This window comes from Elusimicrobiota bacterium (assembly GCA_026388155.1).
Lineage (GTDB): Bacteria > Elusimicrobiota > Elusimicrobia > Elusimicrobiales > UBA9959 > UBA9634.
In genome coordinates, this window is record JAPLKI010000022.1 from 1 (window position 1) to 24,464 (window position 24,464).

Here is a 24,464-nt window from a genome sequence, read left to right on the forward strand (position 1 = left end):
CGGGCAGGGCGATGGTGGCGAACAGCGCAAGCGGCGCTGCCGTGACGAGCAGTTTGATGGATGTACGCATGAGTCAAATCCCCGTTTTTGCCGGAAGCGAGTTCGTCGCCGGCGTGATTGATTGTTCGCGACCCATGGGCACCGCATGGTTTCCTGCGGCGTCCCCGAGCGACCAGGGCAAAGACCCGATCGCATTTGCCGGCCTTCGCCGCGCACGCATGAAGCGGCGCATCGACGTGCCGACAGGTGGCTAGACGGGGAAATTTCACCAGACCGGACACGGCCCGACAAAAAAGATCAGGCCCGACACTGCGCGGATGCCGCTGCACCGGGGGCGCTGTGGCTATGCCGGTCTCGACCGCAGGAAAGCGTGCGCCGGTACAGGTCCGGCGAGGGATGTGCCGGATGCTCTGTCAGGGTTGAATCGCCGCTGGCGGCCGAGCCGCGCGGGAAGGGCTGAAGAGGTGGGCGTGGGGAGATATGTTACACCGGAATGTTACATTTCTTCCGCCGGCGCATCAGTGAGAGGTTCGAATAATATATCTATGTATCAAGTGTTTAATCTGGTTTTCTACAAGCCTCGCTGATCCGATGCGTGAAAATTGCGGGCTGCGGGCTGCGGGCTGCGGGCTGCTCTCAGTTAAATGAGCATTTTTAAAATGCAATTTCAATAGTTTTTTCATTCTGACCAGCCATATTACTGATGCTGCGAGAAATGACTCATGCCATTTAATATATATCTATGAGTACCCACCAAAAATATAGCAAATCCAACCAGCAAATCCAAATTTATCAAAGCAATATAAAGGAATATCCATAACTGACGAAGAAGGCTCTCATGTGTTGCATAAGGCTTTTAACGAAGGTAACCTCCCTATCTGCGGCAACTTGCCCGAGGAGAAAAACCATGCCAAAGAAGAAAAAGGTGCTCATTATGGAATTTACTATTCAGGTTTATTCAGATGGCGAGATTTTCTGGGATGCATTTGATAAATTCCTGTTCTGGAAATTGAATCAGAAGCCCAAAGAAGGATTTCTGCCTTATGTCCGAAAGCTGCACAGGCTTCAGAACGAGGCGGAAAAATCGCTGAAATAACAGGCCTTGACACAACTTCAAATGAGTTTTCGCCGACGAAGAAAGGCCTTGACTTCGCCCAGAATTCCTTGTAAGGTGATCCTGTAGAGTGATTCACCGACGGAGATAAGGAGGTAAAGCACTATGAAGAATACGAAGAAAATAAGGAAAGGCGACCGGGTGCGCGACGCGAAATGGGGCGGCAAATACACCGGAACGGTGGTTCGCACTGCGGGTCAGGAGGTGTTCGTACAGTGGGACAACCTGGCGGTAGAAGATGAGCTGTTTATTGAAGATGTTACGGCCCTGGGGACGCGGGTTGAGGGCGACATCCCGACCGTGGTCAAGGCGGTCAAGCCATGAGCCTCTATCAGCAGGTTATTGTTGAGGCGACGGCGGCCAGCGGGAAGGATGCTGACTACATTGAGGACATTATGCGCAACGACATCTTCCACTCCACGTTGGATTGGCTGTCGCGGGCGCAATTGGTGCGGGGCGCGCGGGCGGCGATGAAGATGTTGAAGCTTTACCGCGCTGATCCAGTTCTGGCAAAGCACTTCCCTAAGGCATAGTTATATGGAGATAAAAAAATGCGGTGACGGGATTCCGAAAGAGCTATACGAGAAGGTCTGGAGCCTTCAGCCGGATATGCTGGCTCACCGTTTGGATTTGACAATCGGCGCGGCGGTCCGGATACACGCACTGGTAAAAAAGGAATTGGTCAACGCAGGGATAATGACCCCGGACAATGTCCTGATTCGCCGCAAGGAGACAAAAATGAAAGTAATGCTGGAGGCAGAAGTTCAAGTGGGCGGTAACCGCCCTCGCGGCACGGGATGCATAGGTTATCTGCCGGAGGGCACACGCTACGAGGACCTTGTGCGCGTATTCGGCAAGCCGCTGGCGGGACTATCACCGGACGGCAAGGTCAAGGCGGAATGGTATGGGCGCATTAGCGGCCTGGAGTTTACCATCTACGATTATAAATCCAGCCTTGAGCCTGAAAAGAACACCGATTGGCATATAGGTGGCCGGAATCAATTGGCCGCAGTCCTGTTGGTCGCATATTTCAAGGCCGCAAATATTGCGGTATAGGAGGCAGTAATGAAAACGCTGACTCAAGAGGAACTGGAAAAGCGTATGAAGCACTGGATATCCAATCGTGACGAGATATTGGACTTCTATGTGAAGCTTGCAGACGAGCCTACCAAGCGCATGATTGAACAGACCATCCGGCGCTACCGCCACATTATCCCCAGGAGCATAGTCCATAGGGCTGCTGAGCATGCCCGGAAGAAGAACATTAAATGCGCGTGTGGAAGCGACCAGTTCAAAGCCCAAAAGGTAACGCTGAAACTGCGGGGTGTCCCCTGCGAGATAACGGCGGACGGCCCAGAGTATGACGATAAGGCGGCAGACTACTCTGAGGGTTGGGACTACAACAATGAGAGCCGGGTGACATGCATCGCCTGCGGGAAGGAATACGACATTGGGCAGGATGACAAGGCGGGTATATGCATGTGGCCAGTGTGGGATGAGTCATATGAAAATAGAAAAACGAGGTAGGTATTGGGCGGTTTACGCAGATGACGGCGAACTGATTTGTGTTGCTGTCTACAAAAAGGGTGCGCAGGAGGTCGTGAAGCGCATCCCGGCCGCCTTTAAGAAGTCTGTCAGCACAATTAAGAATGGAAGCTGGCAGAACAATGTAAAACAGATCGGGTGGCGCGAGCGCGATGGGCTGAAAGGCCTGATTGAGACCATGACGGCAGCCGATGTGTCCCACAAGCTCGGCCTGGCCCACAAGACGGCAGAAGCCCTGTGCGAACTGGCATGGGCCGCGATTGAGGCCGGGGTAGAGGAGGAACGCGAATGAAGATGCCACGTGAGGATGTTCTCAACGCCATAGTCACAGACTTGGTCGCTGATCAGGTCATCCGGGCGTTGCAGTTGGGTTATAGCCGCAAGGAAGTCGAGGCGGCTGTAGCTCGCGGTGTGTCCCATGGCGTTTATGAGTTCAGCCAGCGCCGGGTGGACGGGCGGGCTACGGAGCGGGTTATCGGGGCCATGAGCCCCAGGAGGAAAAAACAATGAAAGCAAGCGAAGCGAAAACAGGCGAGAAGTATCTGTCCAAGACGGGCATTCCGGTCACGGTGACTGGTTCAAAGGCTGGCAAGGTTCTCATAAAGCTGGAGACCACCGGCACGACCATCATGGTGAACGGCGACTACGAGCTTAAGCCGTATGACGAAAAGGGTGTGGGCAAAGAGTCCAAACTCCTCTTGAAGGTCAACGGCAAGGGCAAGACGGGGGGGGATGCCAAAGCGAAGAACAGCGGTTCTCTGGCGGCCATCATTGACCCGATGCTTCTGGCTGGCGGCAAAACAACCCATGAGATTGCCGCCGAGCTTGCCAAGAAAGCCGGTGACGCGGGTAAAGGCAAAGACCTTGAAGCGAATGTGCGGGCGCGGTGTTGGACCTTCAAGAAAAAGGGCTGGCAGGTTGTCAAAGACGACAAAAAGCGGGTCAAAGTCATCCAGAAGAAGGCATAACCACATGAAGCCATACGCTGAGACGCTCAAGGCAGGCAAGGAAAGGATGCGGCAACTGTGTATTCAGGCGGCCCTGGCCAACACTCCGGTGGCGGTCAGGGTCGTCCGCATCCGCAGAACGCTGTCAGGCAGGGCTTATAGCACCGCAGAGATAGCGGCGCCGAGGCCGGTTACCCGGCGGGCCCTGCACATTTTCCTGCATGAATGCGCCCATGTGGCCTTGGGGCACGTCTTTGGGCCCACGTTGCCCCACGGCGGCTCCGGGCAGGCCCAGGCGGCCTCAGGGCCAAGGATCAGGCGTAAACCCCGTCATGTAGAGGAATACGAGGCTGAACAGTGGGCCTTTGCCCGCATGCGGGAGTCCGGCATCCCTATACCCCGGAAGTCGCTGAGGCGGGCCAAGAGCTATGTGGCGTTTAAGATTCGCCAAGCCCGGCGGCGTGGTGCCAAGGCGGTCGACCGGGTGGCCCAGCGGTGGGCCGGGAGCGGAACGCCATGAGCCCGGATGCCATGCTGGCCGGCTTTATGCAGCACCTACGGGTAGAGCGGGGGCTCTCTCCATGCACTTGGACCAGTTATGGTTACCAAATTCGGGGCTATCTGCGCTTCCTTGTGGGCCGGGGGAAGACTCCGGCCACGGCTACCCGCGATCATGTCATGGCATACCTGGAGGCCAGAAGGGATGCGCGGCTGGCGAGCAGCTCGCTCTTCGCGGCGGCCATCGCCATCCGCCAATTCCATCGGTTCCTGGCGGAGAGGGGTCATGCCAAAGCAGACCCGACCATTGGAATGAAGCTTCCTAAATTTAAGCAAAGGCTGCCGGAGCCGTTAAGCGTTCAAGAGATGGCAAGGCTTCTTGATGCGCCAGTGGATGGTAAATTTAACCACGTTCGTAACAATGCGATGTTGGAACTCATGTACGCCACCGGCATGCGCGTGTCGGAACTACTGCGCATCACGCTGGATAAAGTCAATCTGGAAGGATGCTGTGTGCGTATCTGCGGCAAAGGCGGAAAGGATCGCATCGTTCCGTTCGGGAAGAAAGCCAATGCCGCCATTCTCCGCTACCTGGTGGCAAGGAATCAGCGATTGCCTATAGCTCAAGCTACCCTTTTTGTGAATTCGCGGGGCCAGCCGATAAACAGGGGAACGTTCTGGTGGGAACTGAGGAGAATGGCCGGGAGAGCCGGACTGCATGGCAGGATCACGCCGCATCAAATCCGGCATAGCGCCGCGACGCATTTGTTGGAGGGGGGCGCTGACTTGCGGGTTTTACAGGAAATGCTTGGACATTGCCAAATAACTACAACACAGCGATATACGCACGTCACCGCAGAATTTCTGAAAGCGACCTGTGGTAAGGCGCATCCGAGGTTTTAAATTGCAAAAACTCACATCTGTCCGGGGAAATTTTGCCGCATATCATCAAATTAGCCCTACACCGCCGTATTATGGCGCATTTTCCGTCGGAAACCGTAATCTTTAACCGCTAAGACGCCTATTTACACTCTCCTTCCTCCAATCTGGACATGATTTTGTGTATCCCGTTTTCCCTACTTTCCCGGACAGCACTGCCAAACAACCCCAAAATCGCCTTTTCATAGGGGATTTAGTCTGTTCTGAAGTCCGACTCCGCTTACATCCAGCAGCCGTTTAAAACTTTCCCCGGACAGATGTGGCAAAAACTGCCATTTTCATCGCGACACTACGTTGTCGCGTTGGTCTGCTATACTTTATTTGTGAAAAAGATCGTTATGGTGCACCTTATATTGACGGATTCACGGTCTGCATCTACACGGCTGAAGTGATGGTGAGTCAAGGATAGTTGGGGAAATTTGAGTTCGTCTTGTCGATTATGTATGATGTTCCCTAGGGAATATCGCACGGGACATTTATGAAGATTGAAAATTCACAGTATATAACGTCAGCTGAGGCTGCAAAGCTTTTGGGATATACAATTCAGCATACGCGGCTTTTGATTAGACAAAACAAGTTCCGGGGGCAAAAGCTTGGTCGTGATTGGCTTATACTACAGTCAGATCTGGAAAATTATTTGAAACACATTAGAACATCTATCGCAACGAGCTAGGATAATATTAAGAATGCCCACAATACTTACAAAGCGGAAAGCAATCACAGACTTAAAACTGTTAGCCGCCCCGGACAATGGGAAAAAAGTGATAATTCCATTTCGCTATCCTGGTGGAAAGTACTATGCGCTATCTGGACTAAAGCGATTTTGGCAGGCATGTCCTCACGATGAATATCGCGAGCCATTTGTTGGGGGAGGTGCAGTATTCTTTGCAAAACCTAAAGCTAAATATAGTTGGATAAATGACTTTGATTCTGAGCTTGTAAATACTTACCAGGTAATGGCCAATGCCAAGTTGAGGCCAGAATTAGTTGAGAGGCTTTCTAAAGAAATAGCTTCTAAAGAGAGATGGGCGGAAGTTCGATCCTATCAGCCCAAAAGCAGTCTTGATAGGGCATACAGATATTACTACATCAATAGGACCTCGTTTAGTGGGAAAATGGTAAGCCCAGGTTGGGGGTATCGCCCTAAACGCAGTTTGCCCCCTGAGCGTTGGAATGAGAGACTCAATCCTTGTGGCCAGAAGTTACGAGATGTTAAGATTACATGCCTTGATTTTGAAAAGGTAATAGCTTCCCCAAGTCGTGGCAAGGGTGTATTATTGTTCCTTGACCCGCCATACTATATGCCGCCTAAGCGTAAGCACTACAGTAATGGCTTTGAGACTTCAGATCACTTGAGGCTGGCATCTTTGCTGCAAAAAACCAAGCATTCATTCATATTAACCTATGAAGATCATCCCGACATTCGTAAATTATATGAATGGGCGAGTATATATCCTGTGGAATTTTTTTACCGTGTAGATAATTCACAGGAAAATGGGCCCTCAATAGCTGCTGGCCGAAGACGCAAAGGGTTTGAGTTGGTCATCTGTAACTTTAAGGTTTCAAAATGATTGCACGACAATTAATGCTTCTTAATCCGCAGGCTGCTGCCAGGGTGAAGTCTCCTTTCCGATACCCAGGTGGGAAATTCTACGCGATAAAATATATGGAGCATATTTGGAATCAGGTCCCACATGACGAATACCGTGAGCCTTTTGTAGGAGGTGGGCAGGTATTCTTTTCAAAAGAAAAAGTTCGATTTAATTGGTTGAATGATATATTCGTTGACTTAATTAATGCCTACCAGGTCATTCAAGATGACTCTTTGCGACCGAAGTTGATTTCACTCTTAAATCCTGAAACTGCCGACAAGGTTCGCCATGCGGAAATGAAGGAGTGGGGGCCGCAAGATAGTTTGTCGCAGGCTTATAGGTTTTATTATTTAAACCGCACATCATATTCGGGTATTATGAAAAAACCAGCGTGGGGCTATGCGGTTGGAAAAAGTGCTCCACCAAAATCATGGGAGCCATTTATCACTTCTTCGGCAGAGAAACTACGGGGTGTGAAGTTGACCTCGTTGGATTTTGAAGAGGTGATTATGACTAAACCGCAGGGGCGGAAAGTCTTTATATATCTTGACCCACCATATATTGAGGCAGATCAGACACGCGCTTATGTCCATTCATTCAGGATGCATGACCACGAACGGTTGGCTAAGGTACTGCAGAAAACAAGGCATAAATTTCTTTTGTCTTACGATGACTGTGAAACAGCGCGAAAACTATATAGTTGGGCGCATTTGAGCGCGGAGGAATGGTGGTATAACACTGCAAATGTTAAGACCGTCCGGAAAAAAGGAAAAGAGTTGTTGATTACAAATTTTATTTAGGTAATTCTGTCCATTGCTTTGCCCATGCGTCATTAATCCTATATCGTTGCATTTTAGAATATCTAAGCTTTTGCATGGAATTTATCCTTCGAGGATATTTCTGATGCGCGATAAGTTCTGATACAGGGATTGAATAAAACTCCCAAGAAACATCATCCTTGGGATTGCGGCCTCCGCTTCTACATAAGTTGATTTGGTATGCCAGTTGAGGCTCAATACAAACGATTACCCCTTCAAAATCTGTTTTTAAATAGAGACGACTTTGAGTCGGGTGATCGTTTGCCCTGCCGCGCGAGAGTTGTGTCTCAACACCAATTATAGGATCTGTTTGGTTGAAATCGCATGCCCCAACAGTCGGCCCTTTTACCTGGAAGTGTTCACAGCCATTTCCAACCCTTCTAAGCAGTGCTATGTCGGCTTTATCAGCCCTAGGCCTTGAACAGTGGCTAACATCATACGCTACGACACGTTGATCTTTAAGAAAGAATCTAAATGCATGCTCTCTCGCAAAACCACGCATGTTCATATCCCAAATTCGGAAGTTCTCTTCTTGAATAATGGTGTCAACAATTATTTCAGAACTTAACTCTGTAAGTTTAGATGTGCGTGGCAGTAAAGATGTTTTCGGATGAGTGTGGCTACTCATCACTTCTAAATCTAGTTTTTTTATCCCTAGCCGATTAAAGGCTCCTAGTCCGGAATGCAGACTCCAATTGATGGTGAATGGACTAAGTATGCGTTTTCTATCTTTCGGATGTGTGGGTAATTCATCCCTACCTAAAATCATAATCCTTAGTGGGGTATATGTGATTAGCCCTACAAGAAAATCAGCGAAGGAGTCCGCCCCATGGTAGTATTCCAGAGATTCTTGTTCTGATTTCGCTCCGTGTGTCTTGTGAGTTTTATATTGAACTTCAGTTTCTCTGGTCCCAGACCGTGTCGGGGTCTTAAGTTGGAGAGTGTGCCCATTTAGAACCTGATCTATATCTGTGTCCCCACCACGTTTTTCGATGGTATGGCCATTTCTTGCCAGTAAAATCTGGAAGAAAGTCTCAAAGGCGTGGCCTTGGACTGTGCGCAGGACAGGAGAATTGTCGGCTATAAGTGCATCGAGTTGTTCAGGGCTAAAATCAAGAACATAACAGAGAGTATTAAGTTTATCTTTTTCAGAAATAGAGTCTAGGGAATCAACTTTATGTCTGTGCTTAAGCCCTTTTATCACATCCCCGATGCGACCGAACCCGAAATCCTTGCGAGTGAATGGCATCTCTAATCTCCGAATAAATTTGAATCTGAATTCTTTTTATCATAGCACTTTGCTTCTAAAGGAAACAAAGTTGTTTTGTAGCAGGTTCCTAAAAATTCGTTCTCAATCCAATCCCAAAGCGAAGCTTCGCACCCCATCCAAGACCGGCGAGACCTTGGAGTTCCAAATTCTGAAAAGGTGTAAAATCGTCAATATGGCGTGAAAGACCAATCCCGCCGAACAGCGGCGTTATCCCGGCGGTAAGGCTATAACGTCCCCAATATGCCCACTTGAAGTCGACCAGTGGCAGTAGCTTGCCAGAATAGACAAGACCGCCACCCAGCCGTCGGGTGAAACCACGATCCTTAACCACCACTTCCGGCGGCTTATCCGGCTGGTCCACCTTGCTTACGACCTCGACATGGCCCTCAGGAGGCAGGTAGCGGTCTCTGTATTCAATCTTTGTTGGTCCATCTCGCAACTTGGTGACGACCCGGTCGCGGTAAATCGTGACCACCTGCTTCGTATTCGGCGGCAGGCCCTCAATCTTTGCCGTGAGTTGCTCTGCCCGGCCAGTCTCGCGCTTGAGTTGCCAATACAGAACCGCCAGCATTAAAGCTAACAGGATAATGGCGGCCTCTTGTGGCCGCCGGATGATAAACCCGAAAATCTTAGTCAGAAGCGCCATTTTCATCTCCTCCGGGCGGCTTGTGGTTCCCGTTGCCGTTCCCGTTTTTGACCTTCTCGTAGGTTTTGGTGAGGACGTAGCCCGCAAACACAACGCTGACGATGCCGCCGGTGACGGTGATGGCGGTCGAAAGGTGTTCCGGATGATATAGCGCAGTCCAGACGCACAGGAAGACGTATAGGGCGAGATAGACGTAATATGTGATGGCCGCGCTTATGTCACGTAGCCAGCGAAAGTCATTGGGTTTCCTTGGGATATCACCTTCTGGACGCAACATAATAAAGTCCCTCCGTCCTCTACAGCAATTTCAAGAATGCCATGACCCCACGGTTATCGCGCCACTGTGCCCTGGGCAGGGTTGCTGTCTGAATTTCGCAATGAGCGAGGGCATTGGCCTTCATTTCGAGATCAATCTCGGCGTAAATATGCGTTGTGTCGAGGGACACATGCCCCAGCCAGGCCCGGATGGTGTTGATGTCCACCCCGGCGCGAAGCAGGTGTACTGCCGTCGTATGGCGGAGCGTATGCGCAGTTATCTGTTTGGTCGCCATAGAAGGAATGTGGCGGCTCGCTTTGTCGGCGTAACGTTTAACCAAAGTGTTGATTCCGAAACGCGTAATACTCTGCTTGAGACGGTTCAGGAAAGCCATCGTGGCGGTTTCCCGACTGCATATGAGATCGGCCATCACTTTGGCTGTCGAGGGCCAAAGCGGACAATGACGCACTTTTCCAGCCTTCCCCACGAGCTTAACCGACGCAGATCCATTCAAGTTCAAATCGGCAACAGTAACGTGGGCAGCCTCGCTGGCTCGAGCCCCTGTGTTGTAAAGGAAAAGCAGGAGGGCGTAATCCCGGAGTCCCTGTGACGTGCTGCGATCAGGGGCCTCAAGAATGGCATCCATTTCGGCCTTCTCGAGGTAACACATCACCGGCTTGGAAGATTTCTTAAGCGGAATCGAGCGGACCTCGGCGCACCAAGCAATATGTTCCGGGCTATGCTCGGCAATGAATTTTGCTAACGCGTGGATAGCCGCCAGCCGCTGATTGCGAGTAGCGATGGAGCACTTCCGGTCTTGCTCAAGGTGAAGCAGGAAAGATCGGACTACTTCAGGCGAGATGTTCTCGATAGTGAGCTTATCCACGGACCTGTTCACTTTCGCGGCAGCGAACGGAAGCAAGAGAGCCAGTGTATCGCGATAGCTTGTCTGAGTGTTGCGCGCGAGATTCCGTTCAGCCACTATGTGCTCCATGAGAAACCGACGAACCCAATGACCGATTAGCGTTGCATTAAACATGACTCACCTCCGGGAAGGCATAACATTCGAAGCGATGGTTCGCTGCCTGCAGCAATTCCATCGTCATGGTCAGGTATCGCTGGGTAAAGGCGATGTCGACGTGGCCGAGATAGGTGGACAGTTTGGGCAGGAGCCGCTGAACATCGGCTCCCTGGCGGTACCAAGCTTCCATCCTGTGCACGGCAAAGGTATGGCGGATATCATGGATTCTCGGCTGGTAACGCGCCTCGCGCTCGCGATGGATACTGGTCTTGTCACGCAGCCACCGAAAAGTCTTATCAGCCTGACTGACCGCAATGCCAGTACCCTTACGCGTGGCAAAGAAGGTAGAGTCTTCGCCCGCCGGGCATGGCAGCGCCTGCCGCCGTCTTTTAATATAGGCATCCAGTTCGGTGGTCAGACGGGGACCGATGGGTACCAGCCTGGTTTTGAAGAATTTGCTGTCACGGATATGCAGTAGGCTCGCCGACAAATCCACGTCGGCCAATGTAAGCGACACAGCCTCGCCGATACGGAGCCCGGCTCCATAGAGGAGAAGCAGAAGTGTGCGGAAAATGACAGGACGCAGAGGATTGAGACGGTCGGAAAGTCGTGACGTTGCCTCCAATAGATGGCGCAGTTCATCGATGGTATATATGTAGGGCGCCATACTGGCCGGTCGTTTGGGTAGTATTGTAGGCAATGGGGATGATGATACATAGCCTCTGGAGACAGCGAAGGCATAGAAACCTTTGAGTATGATGAACTTTTGGTGCCAGAAGGTTGTAACGGGTCCTTTCCCTGCGAGGAAGGTGATCACGGAGGATTGTTTCACCTCCCCGGCGTCGAGGTCTCCTATCGCCCGGCAGAAGCCCTTGAGGATCACTGGCTCCGTTAAGAAGCGCATACCGAGGGAGCGTTTGAACTTTATGTACTCATCCGTAAGCTGTGTGAGTTTCATGGAAGCCCCCCTATATCGAAGGCGGCCACCTCTCGTAGGCCCGTCAGATCCACTTTGGCATAAATTCTGGTGGCCGAGGAGGTACGATGTCCCAAAAGATCGCCAATTTCCTTAAGCGAAAAGCCTTGAGAAACGAGATGAGTGGCGCACGCATGCCGCAACGCATGCGGGCCCCTGTGAGGCAGATGAATCCCCAGTCCCATGGCCTGTTCGCTGATCGTATGATAAAGAGTCCCTTGGGAGATGGGCCGGAAGGGAGCTGTAGACGCCAGGAACACCTCTCGACGGGAGCAATGGGGACGGACAGCTTGCAAGTATTGGAGGATGGCATTCCCCACGACAGGCACGAGCGGGTAGGTTTGAGCTCGTCGGAGTTTGGGTCGTCGGATCAATATCTGGTCATGTTCCCAGTCGATATCTTCGAGCTTAAGTTGCGAGACCTCGCCTACACGCAGCCCGTATATGGACAGGAGCATTATGGCGGCCCGATTCCTAATATCGATCGGCTTATCCGTATCCAAGCTGGCAATAAGGCGTTGCACATCCTCCCATGTCGGTCCCGAGGGGAGATTTTCCTGGGAGAATATCCGAGGCCCTCGAATAGCATCCGCTATCGATGTCAGGCACCAGCCTCGCATTCCGCCGAACCTAAAAAAAGCCTTGAGTGCACGGGCGTTGTTGACCACGCTTACCCGAGTCCAGTGACTAGCACCATGTTCGGTCAAATAGGCATCAATATCAGCGATCTGGATGTCGGACATGGGATGTCCTTTTGCCTCATACCAGCGCAGGAATTGTCTGATATACCGGTACCGCCTCCAGATAGTCGTTGGAGACAGCCCTCGCGCGCTTTTCATCCACGCGGCGAATTCGTCGATCATGCCAGACGAAGATGCCGATATTTGAGGCGGCTTATACAGGCGGCCAAGAAAACGAAGCCATTGTGTCGCCACCACCCAGAAAAGTTTATACGAGGATTTGCCAAAGCGCGCGCGTCCAATGCGCCGCTGCCGCCGGGCCCATCGGGCTGCTACCATTTTAATCTGGTCAGAAGTCATCATCAATTCACCTGCACTACCAAGTTCGCGAACCACAATAAGAAGCTCCGAGGACAGCGAGAACAGTGTGCTACGCGCATACCCTTCCTGGGCGCGTTGTGCAAGAAAGTCTTCACGCTCTTTACTATACGGGGCATCTTTGTGGCGACAGATGGTTCTATGGTCTGTGTAGAGTTGCTCAAACATAGTTGGACCTCCTTTTGGGATATCCAACTATACTGACAGGATGTTGCGCTTATGTGGCGTCGCATTTATAAAAGCTCATGAAATACAAAGCTCTTTGCTTTCTACGTAACATAAGTGCGGCCATCACATATTACGTTTTATGTGCTGCCGCACATAAGACGTAGTTCCAGGTAGTTCGAAGCGACTTGAGGTCCCGCATCAGGTTCTGCGCGAAGTCGCTTTCGAAGGTATTCTTTGCCAGCGCCAGTGTCAGTCGTTTTATTCTGTCCATCACAGTTCCTCTCTAAAAAGACTCATGTCCCAGCATTTTCCGGGACAGGATTTCTGTCTGGGCACTCCGAGCCGGTCGAATACTTCCCAGTGCCCGATTACATGACTGGCCGGTATGCGGAAGGCTTCCATAAAGGCGCGCGTCAGTTGTAGGTTGAATTCCCAATGCTCAGGTTTGGGCGGGGCTTTATCAAAATCTCCAACAGCACACAGGCCTAAGTAGTCTGTGTTGTAAATATTTGACGCTCCTTTGACACCGGCGTGAGCGCCGATTTGGCTGAGCGGCCTGCCCCAGTTGTAAACTACCTGGCCGTTTACCCATTCTGTCCCGCCGTGGTATGCAATATCGATCCAGGGCGGCTGGAACGACTTGCCAAGTCCGGTTGCCAACCGCCGCTTATAGTCGGCTTCGGAAACGATGCTGCCGTCTATGCGGTATGATGTGTGGTAGCGGCGTATGGCATCCCAGTCCCGCGCTACCCCGTCCGGACTGGCCGAATGATGCCAGACTATGCCGGTCCAAGGTCTGGACCGGCATACATCAATATTCAGCGCTAGTTTTGGCTTGTTCATAAATACCTCCTAAGCTATAAACGGGATTCCGGCCGGCTTTGACGCGGTCAGATCTCCGTTACCTCTGCCTCTATTGTGTACCCGGCGTTCTTGAATACGTCGCTGTAAGCAAACGGTAAGGACTCAATCTTCCATCCGACATCAAAAAGGTCTCTTGGCCTGGCTTTGGGCTCCGGCCAAAACGTAATAAGCGGGTTTTGCTTAAAAATCAGCTCAACAGTGTCCTTGGAGGGGGAATCCGTTAGTATTATTCGCCACTTGCCTGCGTATTTGTTCTTCCCGCGATAAGCGATGAGCTTGCCGCCCAATGTCCTGAAACTGCCGGATTCAAAAAGCTCCCTTTGCGGCGTGTATGAGTCAAAATTGGGCAACGCGATAAGAATCTGTCCGCAGTAAAGCTCGCCTATCTTCTTATTCTGGTTGGGAACTTTCGTAGTCTTAGCCTCTAACTGAACGACCGGCATCGTTACCGTTGGAAAGGGGATTATCACGTCATCGTCCAGAATCTCTCCGTCAAAAAAGGTAGTGATACCGGCATGAACTCTCAAGTTCTTTATGTTCGTGTTCCGCAGAATTACAGCGTTGTATGTCCTTACATCGCCGCCCCCAGCCGGGGTCAAAAAGCTGACCTGTAAAGTTGCCGATGTCGCGTCCGAGGCATTCAACGAGGTCCACGGTGTATCGGTATCTCCATCCATAAGCTTTCGTGTGTTTGAGGTTTCGCTTAAGCCTTCCTCGCTGGAGGTTACCATCGCAAGCCCCGGACCTGCCTCGTCCAGCGAGAGAATTATCGGTTGATCCTCATCCACAGCCAGCGGGGTTGTTGTGAAATCAAACGAATTCAGCAGCGGGCTTGGGCTGGCTTTTACGAACTCAAGCTTTATGTCGAATAACAATCCCGGCGCTATGGTTACGTCTCCCGTCTCCACATTCCCAGCGACAGTGCCCCCGGGTAAGTCGCTAAACGGAGTGGCCTGGAGCGCCGCAAGGGTATCTCCAGACCGAGCTTTTATGTTTATCTTGGAGCCTGCCGTTGGCAGTATGCGGTTCATCGTGTATTTGGTGACCTTGGTCTTAATTGGATAAGTCCGGCGCAGAATGACCTCGCCGGAGTCTGGTTCAATTACCGCGCCCGAGAGTTTAAAGTAGTCATACTTGGTGCGGCCACCGTCCGAGTTCGCTGCATGAGCGAGCTGTAGGTGGTAGTTATCAAGCTGGCGTATTGCGGGGCTGGTTCCGGTCTGGAAAATAATCTGCGCCGGGTTGTCGTTTTTATAAGCCTTAATTATTATCCCTTGCCCGTTGATTTCGCATTTCAGTGTTATAGGAATATTCGCCGGATTACTTAGGAAAATTCCCTGTCGCATTGCTGCTCCCGGATCTTGTATCCATTGATTTGTTGATTGGCTCCACCAGTATCTAATTCCATTGGCCCCATAGCAAAACGGAAGGAAGGATAAAAAATTAGTGTAAGGGCACCAATTGGTCCAGCACTCCCATATCAGTCGGCTTTCCCGGTCAACATCTGTCAGGGGAGGTGAATTAATGTTGCCGCCAAGTATTGCGGGGCCAAAAGGAACGAAGTAGTCCGAGTAAGGCGGCATAGTATTGGAAATTGTTTCGCAGATAAAGCGGGTTTCCAGTTCTATGGACCCTCGTGAGGAATTAAATATGGTTTCGTTGCTGATGGTCGGTGAGCTATTGTAATCGAACTGTAGGAACCCCCCAGTTTCTATCGGCTGTGTATTTGCCACTGACTCATAAAGTTGGAAATCAAAATCCAGGATCTGGCCCGCCGCAGTCCATGACGCGCCCGCATCGAGTGATATGACTGCCCTGCCGTTGGGGTAATTGCTGCCTGCGGCGCCGTATTCGGCATACATGCATACAGGGAATTGATTGAAATCTGTCTGCGACAAACGCATAACAATGGCGTAGGATATACCGGCCTGCAGTTGGACAGACTGCGGAAAGTCAAAGGTCGTGAAATAAACGATAGGCGGCGTGCCTCCCAGAAACCTTAAGGTATTTGCAGGCACAGGGTTTGCCGTTGCCAAAACAACGTTTGTCGGAATTTCTGCGCCTGCCGCGCCGCTGGTTGTGCGGATTTCTACTATGATATTACCCGGAGCGGAGTATGCTGGATAAGATGACATCCTGAGTCCGATTCTCGAAATGCCCTTGTTGGCGGTAAGCTTGAGAATTTGCGCGAAGTGATAGCTTGTGTTATGAAGCCCGTAACCTGCTGCTGCGACATTCGGTACCACCTGCAGGAATAACTGCGGGGCAGACTGTGAAGGCGCAGTTATCCAGCGCGGGTCTTTGGCGCCGTCATTAAAATTATCCACTTCATCAAGCGTAAATATCTGCTGGAGCTTAATTGGCATAACCGTCAGGTCCAGTCCGGTTGCCCCGGCGTTATTCTGGAACTGCGCTGCTTGGCTTAAAGTTTCTTTGGTGGCCATCGTTATATCTCCAGCAGGTCCATCTCAGTCCTGAAATTCATTAAGTCATGCGCTATACCGATAATCCTGGCATCGAACGCTTCTCCGATTTGCCGAGGGTCTGGGATGTTCAGCCTGACCCGGTCACTCAGTTCCATCTCTGGCATAAACCTGGTCGTAAGCGTTGCCCGGCGCTTCGGCTCCTTGTAGCGGCTGAAATATCGCTTTGCCATTACGGTCGCCAGATCTACGTCGGCCTGGAATAACATCCCGCCGCCGCCTACTGACAACGGCCTGATCCCAAAGCGCTGGTTTGATGTGGGTGCAGGGTCTCCCTCGGTCTGTGAGTCCGCCGTTTTAACGAACTCGCCGAAGTTCGCTCTGATGCTGTTGTAAACCCTGTCCCAGCCGGGACTGATGCTTTGGACCTTCTCTATGTTTGAGCCGTCCAGGGTAATCAAAGGAGAGGCGATTGTTGTCTTGTTCCTGAAAAAGAACCGGCCATCACCGTCAAGGCCGAGGTCAAAGTCGGCTATTCTTGCCAGCTCCTTGATTACATCCAGCACCGACCGGCTGCCGAAGTTTGCCATCGTGATGAGGATGTCTCTGGTGGTCAGCGTAATGATGCTTAGCGTGTGCGCGGGGGGAACTACTCCAGCTGTGTTTAGCAGCGTAATAAAAGCCATCTTAGGTGGCATCCCGAAGCCGTTGGATACAGCGAACTCGTCGGAGATTATTGTGTCATTCGGCCCCAGCGCCCGGTGGTAGCCATAGCCTGACATCGTAAGCGGCGTGACAACTGCAGTAAATCTCTGGACGGTGCCGTTGTTTGGAATAACCGCTGCCTTCCAGGTATCCCAGGAAGCTATCCCTGAGCCGCCATCAATTGCCGGTGAGACCGCGATAGCTGGCAGCCATACCCGTTTAACGCCATAAGGGAGTGACTCAAGGGTGTCAGTTAAAACAATTTTGAGCGTTATATACCTGGGAGAATGAACATTTGTCCAGTTCCCGATATTTCCGCCATTGAGGACAGGCATTTCTGTGGGGTAAGAATAGGTGTCGTTGCCCCAACACCAGTAAAACTGGGCTCCCGCCGGTAAGCCTTGCAACTCTGCGAAGAACGGCCCTAAGGTGGTTATAAGCGCGAATGTCGTTAGGCCAGAGAGAACTACTCCATAATCCACCCAAAGAGTTATCTGCCCTGTCGCTGGGGTCGGGCTTATGCCGTTATAGCGGATAAAGTCTATGCTGAAAGTGCTATTCGTGCCTGTGCTTGATTGAAGCCGGACTCCGGAAGTGCCGCCGGAGAGCGTTCCCAGCGTTCCAGAAAGAACCTGCGTACCGTCAATAAACAGTGCCCAGGTCCCAGCTGATACGCTTGTCATGGTAAGTGCGAGACGAAATGTATGGAACTGCGTAAGATCCACATTGTAACCGGGACTAAGTGTGGCAGACCGAACTTTTACTTTGTTTAGGTCTGTTATTTCAATTTGTGCGCCTCGATAAGGGGATTGTCCTACCATTGTTCCCAGTGTGATGGTCCCGTGGACTGCTGAGAATCTCATTCTGGCGCAAACGCATCTTGATAGCCCAAACTCTTCGGCCTGGTTGTAGAGCATGTAATCCGCGCCGCCGTTGTGTGTCACCGTTCTTATGCTATCGGCAAGTGTGGCTGTCGAACCTGTTGGCAAGGTTTCCGACCAGGGGAATGTGTAATCGCCCTCAACCGTGCCTTTCTCTAGAGCCGGTGCGTAGTCGCCTTCATATTGCGAAGTCCATTTTGGATGAATCCCGTCTTTTATCCGGCGGAAATTTATGCGGTTGACATTTAACACCGCTTCCCATTCAGCCTGTGTGTCATACGGATTGATAGTAAGCTGCCCATCGCCCTCTGGCGGCTCTGCTTCAGCTACAACTGCCGCCCGGTGTAAACTGTAAGACGCGAAGTCCACTAACTGTGTGTGCAGTATTTCGCGCTGGGCGGGCGGCTCGAACTGTACGGTTTCAATCGCCGCTGTCTGGACCTGTGGTACTGAGGCAATAAGGTCGCTTGCTACGCTGTGGATTCGCTGGTCCCGTTTCCAGGTCACATAATCTGCCCGCACCTCCGCGCCGAGGGGCGGCTGAACGGTTTCAAATTTAATTACAGCGGTCTTTGTTGGGTCATTTAAGCCTGTAGCGCTCCATCTGGTGCCAGGGCGCATCACCTCGCCGCCGACGCGCACAGCTTTCACGGCTCCTACAGGTGTGTTGGCGAGTGCAAACTCAGCTTTTAAGCCATCGCCAATGCCAAGAAGCTCATTAGTTACGAGGATGGCCGCTTTGTCAGCGTCGGCATCTTCAAGCAGTTGGTCTGTCGATTGGATGTCCAGTTGCAGTGTGGGTGTGCCGGAGTCCTCTATGGTGTCCTCAATGACCCCGGTGAAGGTCGGGAAGGTCTCGTCAGCGCCGGAGACCTTAAGCCCTAAAGATACTCTGATTTTGGAATGAAATCGCTGGAATCCCGCGAAGCGGCCTGCCGATCCGGCGTCCCATTGCCGCTTTGCGTTTTCTACTTCTATGCGGATGTTGGAGGCCTTATATTCGTTTAATGCCTCTGTATCCAGCTTCCAGGAAAGCCGGTCAAGCCTGACGACTTCGGTGGTAATATCAATGGGAGTGGTCTCCCAGCTTGAGCCGTCTGCCAGCCTTCGAAAAAGCTCAACTTTCCTGACCGGATAAATCAGGTTTGAGGTCTGTGCAGCTTTGTATCCTGCTGAAGTGGTCTTCATACCGCTTCCTTGGACAGCCGTCCCTGCTTTGAGATGATGGATTTAACAAGCTCTGCGCCCTCGGCTGTGCCGGAACGGGTAACCTCGGACATGCGCCGCATTAACTGTTTTACCTGCTCATCGCCTACACCGGTGACCGTAATAGTGTTGTGTTGTATGACCGACACGTTTACGTCCCCGCCAGATATGTTCCCGCCAGGTGCATCCCCGGTAAACTTGTCTAACTGGTCAAGCGGGATGACTGCTTCAGGGCCGCTTTCCGCAATTGTTGCCAGGACAGGCTTTGTGACGATAGCGCCGTCGGCAAATCCAAAAATCTTCTTCAATCCTTTAGAGACCGATGGTGCGATAGCCATGAAACCGGCAGTTAAAAGCCCTCCACCAATGCCACCAGAGGCTGCTCCCGCAGATGAGGCTGCGGAATCTGCCAAGGCTCTCTCTACGGCGATGCGGGTGAATGTTTCAATGGCTGTTCTTAAGACCGTATTCATTACGGCCTTCCAGGCATCCTCAAAACTTTTGCCTTGCAGGATCATGTCCGCCACGGCACCGGAGAATGAAGAGGCAAAGGCTTCAGATACAGCCTTTTGAGTGTCGTGTACCATTATAAGGTCGCCGTTTATAGCATCCCTTGCCTTCTGGGATTCCGCAATAGAAATGGCGGTCGCGTTCATCCTGGCGGCGGTAAGTTCGTCCTCGGTTATCAGGCCCTTGGTTCGTAAATCCTCAAATTGCTGCAGCCGTTGAGTCTTCTCTTGCTCAATGAGCATCAGCCTGGACTCCAGGCTCTGCCCCTCGGATTACAGGCGTTCCGCGTCAAGCTGGATTAGTTTGTCATGCGCGTCCTGCGCCTGGCGCTTTTTCTCGTCGGCCTCTTTTTGCGAGTCTTCTATCGATTTCTCGGTAACTCTGGCTTTAAGTTCAACTTCCTGTGTAATCAGCTCTTGGCGCTCATCTGAATAACGCTTGTGAACCTCGGCTGCCTGCTCAACTGAGGCTTCCTCTATGGCCTGCATCTTTACATTGGCATCCTGCACGATATCCGGCAGCCGGTCGAATTGCCCTTTAAAGATAGCGCCCCAGCCGCTGGCAGTCTGCTCAATGATTACCATGGCCTTGGCACCCCAGTTAGCCATGACGACCCCGAGGACCTCGAAGAACTGTGTCCCTTTTAGGAGCGCGGCAAGCAGGAAGTTGAAAACTGGTAACACACCCATGCCGACTACCTCTTTGAAATCGTCCAGCCGATTTCGTGAGGTTGCGAGTTGCTGTGCAAAACCAGATTCCCTTTCTGCTGCTCCAAGAAACTTTTTAGAAAGGGCATCTATTACTTCCTGCGAAGTGTTCGCATCACCTATGAACGCGCCAAACTCGGTCTTAAGCGCCCGCATGCGGCTGGCGTCGCCATTGAGAATCGGGCCAAGGAGTTCTAAAACTTGGTTGAAGTCTTTGCCAGACGCGGACGCAAGTCCAAATGCCAGCTTTGTAGCCTGCATGGCTTGCCCGGCATCGCCAGTAATCCTTGTAAGCTTACTGAGTGCCTCATAAGTGTCTGTATCTGAAAACCTGGTCAGGGCCTGCTGCTCTTGCGCGAACGCCATGATGCGTTCTTTTTCCTTGCCAAAAGAGCCGCCGGTTGCCTCGACCGCAAACTGGAGCCGTCTTAATGCGTCCTCTTCGCCTGAGGCCGCGTCCGCTGCGGATTTAAAGAAAGCAGCTATACCGGCGACTGTGGCAAAGCCCGCCAGCTGATTTATAAGCTGGCCTGCCGCGCCTTGGACAGCCGACATCGATTGCGCCGCTGCGTTAACTTTGGGGGGGAGCGCCGTAAAGGCTTTATCAGCCCGCGCCGTGGATTTTTCAATTAAGCCCGCGAATTTATCGGAGCGTTGCGCGGCGTCAAGGAGTTGTTGCGACAGCCGCTGGATGGCGGGCGAGGCCTGGTCTACGGCCTCGAATATTATCTCGAAGCCGGGCATGGTTAAACCGCCTTTGGTATGCAATCAAGGGTAAAATTTATTATCTCGACAAAAAGCCCGACCGCGAGCGGATATTCGGCAATAATTGCGTCCACCGGCACCGCGTCACGATCCCCGTCACCAACTCCGATTTTGGGTGAGATTATTCCGTATAAAAGCACACGCCGGAACTGCGGCAGCTTGGGATTGGATATAAGCTCATTTATGCGCTTGGCCAGCGCGTCCCGGCCTTCCCGCGCGATAGCCCAGAAATCGGCGGTCTCGTCACCTAAAAACAGCAGCGGCACGCGGCGTATGCGGAAACACAAACCGCAGACTTCCACGGTTTTCTCTTTGTTGAGCCGCTCCTTGAGCATGTTTACGGAAACTGGTTCATACATAATCAATATCCTGACACCGCGTTGGTGAGCGCTGCTTGCAGGCTGTAGCCCAATGCAGGGTCCAGCTCCGCCTGGAATGATACGGCAGAGCCGAACAGCCCCTCCAGCGTGCCGAAGGCATAGGCGGTGTATTTGGCTTTCGGAACGCTAAGTTCCAGCTTGTTCTTGAAAGTGTCTTCTATGATATCGCCGGTCAGGGCTAAATCAATGGCCTGCGGCAGGTTATCCAGAAATTTCTGCCGGTTGGCTTCGGTCTCGAAATAGATTTCATAGCCGCCCTCGATGGAGAATTTGCCGGATGAGATTATGTCCTTCGCGTCCCTTGACTGGCTTAAGGTCCGATGTGCCGCCGATGCGTTGTCGATGCTTAGCGTCCAGCTTTTAACGTCCTGGTTAAGAATCCCGTCCAGCTTGAATTCTGTCTGAAAGAACATCAGCGGCTTCGGCGTACCGAATACCGCCGAGAACGCCGATGCCGTTTCCTCGGTCTTAAACAACACGTCCGCCGATACCTGCCCCTTGCCGTCAACAGAGCCGGTCATTGTCAGCTTCTTTATTACGGTGAGCGGGTAACGCTTGATACCAAGTCCCCGGTCAACGAAATAAGTGAATGATGGGAACTGCACCTTATTGTCGGGCTTGAAAACATGCCTGAACACGGTTGGCGAGTTAGCTGCGTCCGGCTGTGTGGTTGTCACCTTGCCGAGGCAGCCGTATAGCAGATCGCCCAGCGTGTCCGCTTCAAGGTCAATAGCGGGCAGCGAGCCGCCGCCTTCGCGTATTCCGGCGGCCGAGGGGTAAGATTCCTTGGAGCCGCGTATCTTGTCGTCCGCGATAAGCAGCGATTTATAATCCAGCAGGGCTTCCGCGCCGACCGCAAGGAACTTCTGCGGCGCGGCTTCGGCTATCCCGCGGGTTGTTTCTTTTTTGAATCCATATTTCTGGCTTTCAATTGCTGACGGCATACGATTGCCTCCTTATTTGCGGCTTGTGGTTTCCACTGTAAATACCAGCGCGGCGGCTGTCAGATTGGCGTTTATTGTCGCCACGAGATTATCCTCCGGCGGCTCCCATTCAATAGCTTTCAGGCTTGAGAACAATACCTGCCCGTTCGGCAGAGCCAGCCCGTCCAAATCAACGTTGTCTATCAGCAGTTCGGCTATTTTCTGGGTCTCGGCGGTTTTTGTCTTTATTATCTCCTCGCTTGGGCTGAACGGCTTTACGAACACCAGCCGGAAGTGATAGACGATGCGGTAAGTCTGTCCCGTAGTTATGCGCTCAAGATTTGTGGCCGGAGCCGGCTTCACGAACACAGCGGGCATGTTATCCGACAGGTTTTCCAGAGCAGGGAAGAACTCAAGCGCGCCTATGGCGATTACCTTAAGTCCCATCTGGTCGGCCAGGTGCTGGTCGATAAGTTCCACTATCCGATCGGCGATAAGCGTTTCGTGCAGTCTTGGCGCGGGCATCAGGTTTCGCCTCCCGCCTGCTGTAAGGCTTCCAGAACACGCGACTGGAAAATGGTTTGAATCCGTGGCGTTGCGCTCAATAACGCTGGCTTCAGATACGGCTGGGCCCTGAATCCGCGCCGTTTGATGGCTCTGGCTACCACAAAGGCCAGCCGTTCGTCGCCCAGTTTGCGCCGCGCCCAGGTCCGCAGGTCGCCAGACGGCGGCGGCATAGCGCCGGACCACGGGTTCCGGCCTTCCTCTATTACCGAAGCGTAAGGCAGGCCTGAGCCCACCTCGCCGATTATGCGGTTGCCTTCTTCTGTTACGTTCTGTGCTATGGAAACGCGCAACAGGCCCCTGAATACCGGCGCGTAGAGCTTGGCGTAGCTTTGCAGGAGAACCGCCGATTCCCGCATGGCGCGGACGATGGCGTTATGCAGCCGCTGCGGCAGTTGCGGCAGCGTCTTTATCAGCCCGTCTTTGTCCCTCAGGATGATGCGGATCATTTTTTCTCCTCAAGAGTGGCTTCCAGGTGGTGATTCCAGAAATTCTTAACGTCGGTTACCGTGAACACACTATTATCGGACTCCAGGACGACCTCGTAGTTCTCTTTAAGGTCTGTCGTGTTCACGAACAGCCGGAACGCGTGTTTCGGCGTCTGGCCCAGTACGTTCCGGTTTGATGCCGTCCCGCCCGGGTTGAATCGCGCTTTTACGCCGGTGGTTAATACCACATAATCAAACACGGGCTGTTTCGTGCCGGTCACGAACCGCTGGACAGGCTTGCGGATGGTGATGGTTTCGTTCAACAGCCGTTTTTCAATCATAATGTCGATATTCTGAACCGCTTGCCGAGCGCGGCCCACGCCCTATCCAACTCGTCGTTCAGCTTCTTGAAACTGCGCGTCTGCGAGAAATCGCCTATATTCTCGCTGTCCACAAGCGGTTCTAACCTGGCCGATAGCACGGTTTTTGCAACTATGAGTGTGGCTATCTTCTGGACTAAAGCCGGGACTTTGACGTAGCCGTGAATGCCGCTGACGATTACATTGGCTATGCCGTACGGTATCAGTCGGCTTTTAAGCTTTATAATCCCTGTCGCCTTTTTGAGCGCGTATTCTTTCTGCTGAATTTCGTCGCCGTCCAGTTCAAACGAGTCAATCTGCAGGATCGGGAAGCAATCCAAAAAAACAGCGTCGGAACCGTCGCCATCCAACACATTCGTGAACTGCTTGGTCCGGAAGCACATGCCGGAACGCCGGTCAATCTCTTCGGTGGCGGCCTCTATCCACTCTGGCAGGATGTCTTCCTCCGGCACTTCACCGCCGGTCATCTTGGAAACGAGCGCTGGTGTCGTGTAGGCGGTCGGAATAACAGCCATGACCGCCTGTGAGAGTAAAGAGGCCAGCGTCGCCATCTTACACAACCCCCTTTCGCCGCCTGTCATACTCGGCCAGTTTATCCTCAAAGTTCCTGCTCAGTTCATCGATAGCGTCCTTGTTGGCCTTCCGTATTGACTCACGGCGCTCCAATGAAAGCTCGCAGATGGCGGCGAAGTATTCAAAAAATGCCAGCGCTTCGTTCAGCCGGGCATAGTTGTTTTTCAGGTTTTTGATGAACCGTGCGCGCTTGGCCTCAGCCGGGGTCAAGGGGCGCTGTGTTTTGTCAAGAAACACAATCGCCCTGGGCGCTTGCCCCGGTTTGTTAACGTGCAGAACAGCATTGTCGTTGTCCTCTGCCATGAGA

General features: G+C 52.2%; 31 protein-coding genes. 13 read left to right on the forward strand and 18 right to left on the reverse strand.

Translation table 11 applies throughout. The annotated features are described in order from the left end of the window. The 13 genes from NTX59_10090 to NTX59_10150 form a co-directional block, all read left to right on the forward strand. Positions 1 to 254, forward strand: a 254-nt coding sequence (locus tag NTX59_10090; GenBank protein ID MCX5786027.1) for a hypothetical protein, incomplete at its 5' end; no start/stop codon positions are given. Positions 255 to 907: 653 nt separating this feature from the next. Continuing rightward, positions 908 to 1,096: a hypothetical protein gene (locus NTX59_10095; GenBank protein MCX5786028.1), complete on the forward strand. Its 189-nt coding sequence runs from the start codon at positions 908 to 910 to the stop codon at positions 1,094 to 1,096. 123 nt (positions 1,097 to 1,219) lie between these two features. Further along, positions 1,220 to 1,438: a hypothetical protein gene (locus NTX59_10100; GenBank protein ID MCX5786029.1), complete on the forward strand. Its 219-nt coding sequence runs from the start codon at positions 1,220 to 1,222 to the stop codon at positions 1,436 to 1,438. After that, a complete protein-coding gene (locus NTX59_10105) occupies positions 1,435 to 1,647 on the forward strand; it encodes a hypothetical protein (protein MCX5786030.1) in 213 nt (70 codons plus the stop codon). The genes NTX59_10100 and NTX59_10105 overlap by 4 nt, the downstream gene beginning before the upstream one ends. Before the next feature lie 4 nt (positions 1,648 to 1,651). Next, positions 1,652 to 2,170 carry a hypothetical protein gene (locus NTX59_10110; GenBank protein MCX5786031.1) on the forward strand — a complete coding sequence of 173 codons (519 nt, stop codon included), beginning with the start codon at positions 1,652 to 1,654 and terminating at the stop codon, positions 2,168 to 2,170. A 9-nt stretch (positions 2,171 to 2,179) separates the two neighbouring features. Next, a complete protein-coding gene (locus NTX59_10115) occupies positions 2,180 to 2,641 on the forward strand; it encodes a hypothetical protein (protein MCX5786032.1) in 462 nt (153 codons plus the stop codon). Continuing rightward, the gene (locus NTX59_10120) at positions 2,619 to 2,951 is read left to right on the forward strand and encodes a hypothetical protein (GenBank protein ID MCX5786033.1); all 333 of its coding nucleotides are present in this window, start codon (positions 2,619 to 2,621) and stop codon (positions 2,949 to 2,951) included. Before NTX59_10115 ends, NTX59_10120 begins: the two co-directional genes overlap by 23 nt. Then, positions 2,948 to 3,169, forward strand: coding sequence for a hypothetical protein (locus tag NTX59_10125; GenBank protein MCX5786034.1), 222 nt, complete (start codon positions 2,948 to 2,950; stop codon positions 3,167 to 3,169). Before NTX59_10120 ends, NTX59_10125 begins: the two co-directional genes overlap by 4 nt. Then, entirely contained in the window at positions 3,166 to 3,627 is a 462-nt protein-coding gene (locus NTX59_10130; protein MCX5786035.1) for a hypothetical protein, read from the forward strand. The genes NTX59_10125 and NTX59_10130 overlap by 4 nt, the downstream gene beginning before the upstream one ends. A 495-nt stretch (positions 3,628 to 4,122) precedes the next feature. Next, entirely contained in the window at positions 4,123 to 5,007 is an 885-nt protein-coding gene (locus tag NTX59_10135; GenBank protein MCX5786036.1) for a tyrosine recombinase, read from the forward strand. Between the two features lie 514 nt (positions 5,008 to 5,521). After that, entirely contained in the window at positions 5,522 to 5,716 is a 195-nt protein-coding gene (locus NTX59_10140; protein ID MCX5786037.1) for a helix-turn-helix domain-containing protein, read from the forward strand. A gap of 13 nt (positions 5,717 to 5,729) precedes the next feature. After that, positions 5,730 to 6,614 (forward strand): DNA adenine methylase, encoded by an 885-nt coding sequence (locus NTX59_10145; protein MCX5786038.1) that lies wholly within the window; start codon positions 5,730 to 5,732, stop codon positions 6,612 to 6,614. After that, the gene (locus NTX59_10150) at positions 6,611 to 7,435 is read left to right on the forward strand and encodes a DNA adenine methylase (GenBank protein ID MCX5786039.1); all 825 of its coding nucleotides are present in this window, start codon (positions 6,611 to 6,613) and stop codon (positions 7,433 to 7,435) included. Before NTX59_10145 ends, NTX59_10150 begins: the two co-directional genes overlap by 4 nt. Here NTX59_10150 and NTX59_10155 read toward each other — a convergent pair. The 18 genes from NTX59_10155 to NTX59_10240 form a co-directional block, all read right to left on the reverse strand. Further along, a complete protein-coding gene (locus NTX59_10155; protein MCX5786040.1) occupies positions 7,428 to 8,702 on the reverse strand; it encodes a hypothetical protein in 1,275 nt (424 codons plus the stop codon). The genes NTX59_10150 and NTX59_10155 overlap by 8 nt on opposite strands. 88 nt (positions 8,703 to 8,790) lie before the next feature. After that, on the reverse strand, positions 8,791 to 9,369 hold the full coding sequence (locus NTX59_10160) for a hypothetical protein (protein MCX5786041.1): 579 nt from the start codon (positions 9,367 to 9,369) through the stop codon (positions 8,791 to 8,793). Next, positions 9,353 to 9,646, reverse strand: coding sequence for a hypothetical protein (locus tag NTX59_10165; protein MCX5786042.1), 294 nt, complete (start codon positions 9,644 to 9,646; stop codon positions 9,353 to 9,355). The genes NTX59_10160 and NTX59_10165 overlap by 17 nt, the downstream gene beginning before the upstream one ends. A gap of 19 nt (positions 9,647 to 9,665) precedes the next feature. Beyond that, positions 9,666 to 10,664 carry a tyrosine-type recombinase/integrase gene (locus tag NTX59_10170; GenBank protein ID MCX5786043.1) on the reverse strand — a complete coding sequence of 333 codons (999 nt, stop codon included), beginning with the start codon at positions 10,662 to 10,664 and terminating at the stop codon, positions 9,666 to 9,668. After that, complete coding sequence (locus NTX59_10175; GenBank protein ID MCX5786044.1) at positions 10,657 to 11,604, reverse strand: tyrosine-type recombinase/integrase; 948 nt, start codon at positions 11,602 to 11,604, stop codon at positions 10,657 to 10,659. Before NTX59_10175 ends, NTX59_10170 begins: the two co-directional genes overlap by 8 nt. Then, a complete protein-coding gene (locus tag NTX59_10180; GenBank protein MCX5786045.1) occupies positions 11,601 to 12,848 on the reverse strand; it encodes a site-specific integrase in 1,248 nt (415 codons plus the stop codon). The genes NTX59_10175 and NTX59_10180 overlap by 4 nt, the downstream gene beginning before the upstream one ends. A 270-nt stretch (positions 12,849 to 13,118) precedes the next feature. After that, positions 13,119 to 13,691: a peptidoglycan recognition family protein gene (locus NTX59_10185; protein MCX5786046.1), complete on the reverse strand. Its 573-nt coding sequence runs from the start codon at positions 13,689 to 13,691 to the stop codon at positions 13,119 to 13,121. Positions 13,692 to 13,738: 47 nt separating this feature from the next. Then, the gene (locus tag NTX59_10190; protein ID MCX5786047.1) at positions 13,739 to 16,156 is read right to left on the reverse strand and encodes a hypothetical protein; all 2,418 of its coding nucleotides are present in this window, start codon (positions 16,154 to 16,156) and stop codon (positions 13,739 to 13,741) included. Between the two features lie 2 nt (positions 16,157 to 16,158). Further along, entirely contained in the window at positions 16,159 to 18,909 is a 2,751-nt protein-coding gene (locus tag NTX59_10195) for a hypothetical protein (protein ID MCX5786048.1), read from the reverse strand. After that, positions 18,906 to 19,679 carry a hypothetical protein gene (locus NTX59_10200; GenBank protein ID MCX5786049.1) on the reverse strand — a complete coding sequence of 258 codons (774 nt, stop codon included), beginning with the start codon at positions 19,677 to 19,679 and terminating at the stop codon, positions 18,906 to 18,908. Before NTX59_10200 ends, NTX59_10195 begins: the two co-directional genes overlap by 4 nt. 30 nt (positions 19,680 to 19,709) lie before the next feature. After that, positions 19,710 to 20,888, reverse strand: a complete 1,179-nt coding sequence (locus tag NTX59_10205) for a hypothetical protein (protein ID MCX5786050.1) — start codon at positions 20,886 to 20,888, stop codon at positions 19,710 to 19,712. A 2-nt stretch (positions 20,889 to 20,890) separates the two neighbouring features. Beyond that, a complete protein-coding gene (locus tag NTX59_10210) occupies positions 20,891 to 21,268 on the reverse strand; it encodes a hypothetical protein (protein MCX5786051.1) in 378 nt (125 codons plus the stop codon). Positions 21,269 to 21,270: 2 nt separating this feature from the next. Then, entirely contained in the window at positions 21,271 to 22,233 is a 963-nt protein-coding gene (locus NTX59_10215) for a phage tail tube protein (GenBank protein MCX5786052.1), read from the reverse strand. A 12-nt stretch (positions 22,234 to 22,245) separates the two neighbouring features. Next, positions 22,246 to 22,737, reverse strand: a complete 492-nt coding sequence (locus NTX59_10220) for a hypothetical protein (GenBank protein ID MCX5786053.1) — start codon at positions 22,735 to 22,737, stop codon at positions 22,246 to 22,248. Continuing rightward, positions 22,737 to 23,225, reverse strand: coding sequence for an HK97 gp10 family phage protein (locus NTX59_10225; GenBank protein MCX5786054.1), 489 nt, complete (start codon positions 23,223 to 23,225; stop codon positions 22,737 to 22,739). The genes NTX59_10220 and NTX59_10225 overlap by 1 nt, the downstream gene beginning before the upstream one ends. After that, positions 23,222 to 23,545 carry a hypothetical protein gene (locus NTX59_10230; protein MCX5786055.1) on the reverse strand — a complete coding sequence of 108 codons (324 nt, stop codon included), beginning with the start codon at positions 23,543 to 23,545 and terminating at the stop codon, positions 23,222 to 23,224. The genes NTX59_10225 and NTX59_10230 overlap by 4 nt, the downstream gene beginning before the upstream one ends. After that, entirely contained in the window at positions 23,542 to 24,165 is a 624-nt protein-coding gene (locus tag NTX59_10235; GenBank protein MCX5786056.1) for a hypothetical protein, read from the reverse strand. The genes NTX59_10230 and NTX59_10235 overlap by 4 nt, the downstream gene beginning before the upstream one ends. Further along, positions 24,137 to 24,460, reverse strand: a complete 324-nt coding sequence (locus NTX59_10240) for a hypothetical protein (protein MCX5786057.1) — start codon at positions 24,458 to 24,460, stop codon at positions 24,137 to 24,139. The genes NTX59_10235 and NTX59_10240 overlap by 29 nt, the downstream gene beginning before the upstream one ends. Between the last annotated feature and the right edge of the window lie 4 nt (positions 24,461 to 24,464).

Coding starts and splice junctions, on each gene's coding strand:
- NTX59_10110 (MCX5786031.1), top strand. CDS start 1,652: ATGGAGATAAAAAAATGCGGTGACGGGATTCCGAAAGAGCTATACGAG.
- NTX59_10225 (MCX5786054.1), bottom strand. CDS start 23,225: ATGATCCGCATCATCCTGAGGGACAAAGACGGGCTGATAAAGACGCTG.
- NTX59_10100 (MCX5786029.1), top strand. CDS start 1,220: ATGAAGAATACGAAGAAAATAAGGAAAGGCGACCGGGTGCGCGACGCG.
- NTX59_10155 (MCX5786040.1), bottom strand. CDS start 8,702: ATGCCATTCACTCGCAAGGATTTCGGGTTCGGTCGCATCGGGGATGTG.
- NTX59_10210 (MCX5786051.1), bottom strand. CDS start 21,268: ATGTATGAACCAGTTTCCGTAAACATGCTCAAGGAGCGGCTCAACAAA.
- NTX59_10150 (MCX5786039.1), top strand. CDS start 6,611: ATGATTGCACGACAATTAATGCTTCTTAATCCGCAGGCTGCTGCCAGG.
- NTX59_10165 (MCX5786042.1), bottom strand. CDS start 9,646: ATGTTGCGTCCAGAAGGTGATATCCCAAGGAAACCCAATGACTTTCGC.
- NTX59_10170 (MCX5786043.1), bottom strand. CDS start 10,664: ATGTTTAATGCAACGCTAATCGGTCATTGGGTTCGTCGGTTTCTCATG.
- NTX59_10190 (MCX5786047.1), bottom strand. CDS start 16,156: ATGGCCACCAAAGAAACTTTAAGCCAAGCAGCGCAGTTCCAGAATAAC.
- NTX59_10185 (MCX5786046.1), bottom strand. CDS start 13,691: ATGAACAAGCCAAAACTAGCGCTGAATATTGATGTATGCCGGTCCAGA.
- NTX59_10125 (MCX5786034.1), top strand. CDS start 2,948: ATGAAGATGCCACGTGAGGATGTTCTCAACGCCATAGTCACAGACTTG.
- NTX59_10105 (MCX5786030.1), top strand. CDS start 1,435: ATGAGCCTCTATCAGCAGGTTATTGTTGAGGCGACGGCGGCCAGCGGG.
- NTX59_10215 (MCX5786052.1), bottom strand. CDS start 22,233: ATGCCGTCAGCAATTGAAAGCCAGAAATATGGATTCAAAAAAGAAACA.
- NTX59_10145 (MCX5786038.1), top strand. CDS start 5,730: ATGCCCACAATACTTACAAAGCGGAAAGCAATCACAGACTTAAAACTG.
- NTX59_10160 (MCX5786041.1), bottom strand. CDS start 9,369: ATGGCGCTTCTGACTAAGATTTTCGGGTTTATCATCCGGCGGCCACAA.
- NTX59_10180 (MCX5786045.1), bottom strand. CDS start 12,848: ATGTTTGAGCAACTCTACACAGACCATAGAACCATCTGTCGCCACAAA.
- NTX59_10135 (MCX5786036.1), top strand. CDS start 4,123: ATGAGCCCGGATGCCATGCTGGCCGGCTTTATGCAGCACCTACGGGTA.
- NTX59_10130 (MCX5786035.1), top strand. CDS start 3,166: ATGAAAGCAAGCGAAGCGAAAACAGGCGAGAAGTATCTGTCCAAGACG.
- NTX59_10205 (MCX5786050.1), bottom strand. CDS start 20,888: ATGCCCGGCTTCGAGATAATATTCGAGGCCGTAGACCAGGCCTCGCCC.
- NTX59_10115 (MCX5786032.1), top strand. CDS start 2,180: ATGAAAACGCTGACTCAAGAGGAACTGGAAAAGCGTATGAAGCACTGG.
- NTX59_10195 (MCX5786048.1), bottom strand. CDS start 18,909: ATGAAGACCACTTCAGCAGGATACAAAGCTGCACAGACCTCAAACCTG.
- NTX59_10095 (MCX5786028.1), top strand. CDS start 908: ATGCCAAAGAAGAAAAAGGTGCTCATTATGGAATTTACTATTCAGGTT.
- NTX59_10230 (MCX5786055.1), bottom strand. CDS start 23,545: ATGATTGAAAAACGGCTGTTGAACGAAACCATCACCATCCGCAAGCCT.
- NTX59_10200 (MCX5786049.1), bottom strand. CDS start 19,679: ATGCTCATTGAGCAAGAGAAGACTCAACGGCTGCAGCAATTTGAGGAT.
- NTX59_10140 (MCX5786037.1), top strand. CDS start 5,522: ATGAAGATTGAAAATTCACAGTATATAACGTCAGCTGAGGCTGCAAAG.
- NTX59_10220 (MCX5786053.1), bottom strand. CDS start 22,737: ATGCCCGCGCCAAGACTGCACGAAACGCTTATCGCCGATCGGATAGTG.
- NTX59_10175 (MCX5786044.1), bottom strand. CDS start 11,604: ATGAAACTCACACAGCTTACGGATGAGTACATAAAGTTCAAACGCTCC.
- NTX59_10120 (MCX5786033.1), top strand. CDS start 2,619: ATGAAAATAGAAAAACGAGGTAGGTATTGGGCGGTTTACGCAGATGAC.
- NTX59_10235 (MCX5786056.1), bottom strand. CDS start 24,165: ATGACAGGCGGCGAAAGGGGGTTGTGTAAGATGGCGACGCTGGCCTCT.
- NTX59_10240 (MCX5786057.1), bottom strand. CDS start 24,460: ATGGCAGAGGACAACGACAATGCTGTTCTGCACGTTAACAAACCGGGG.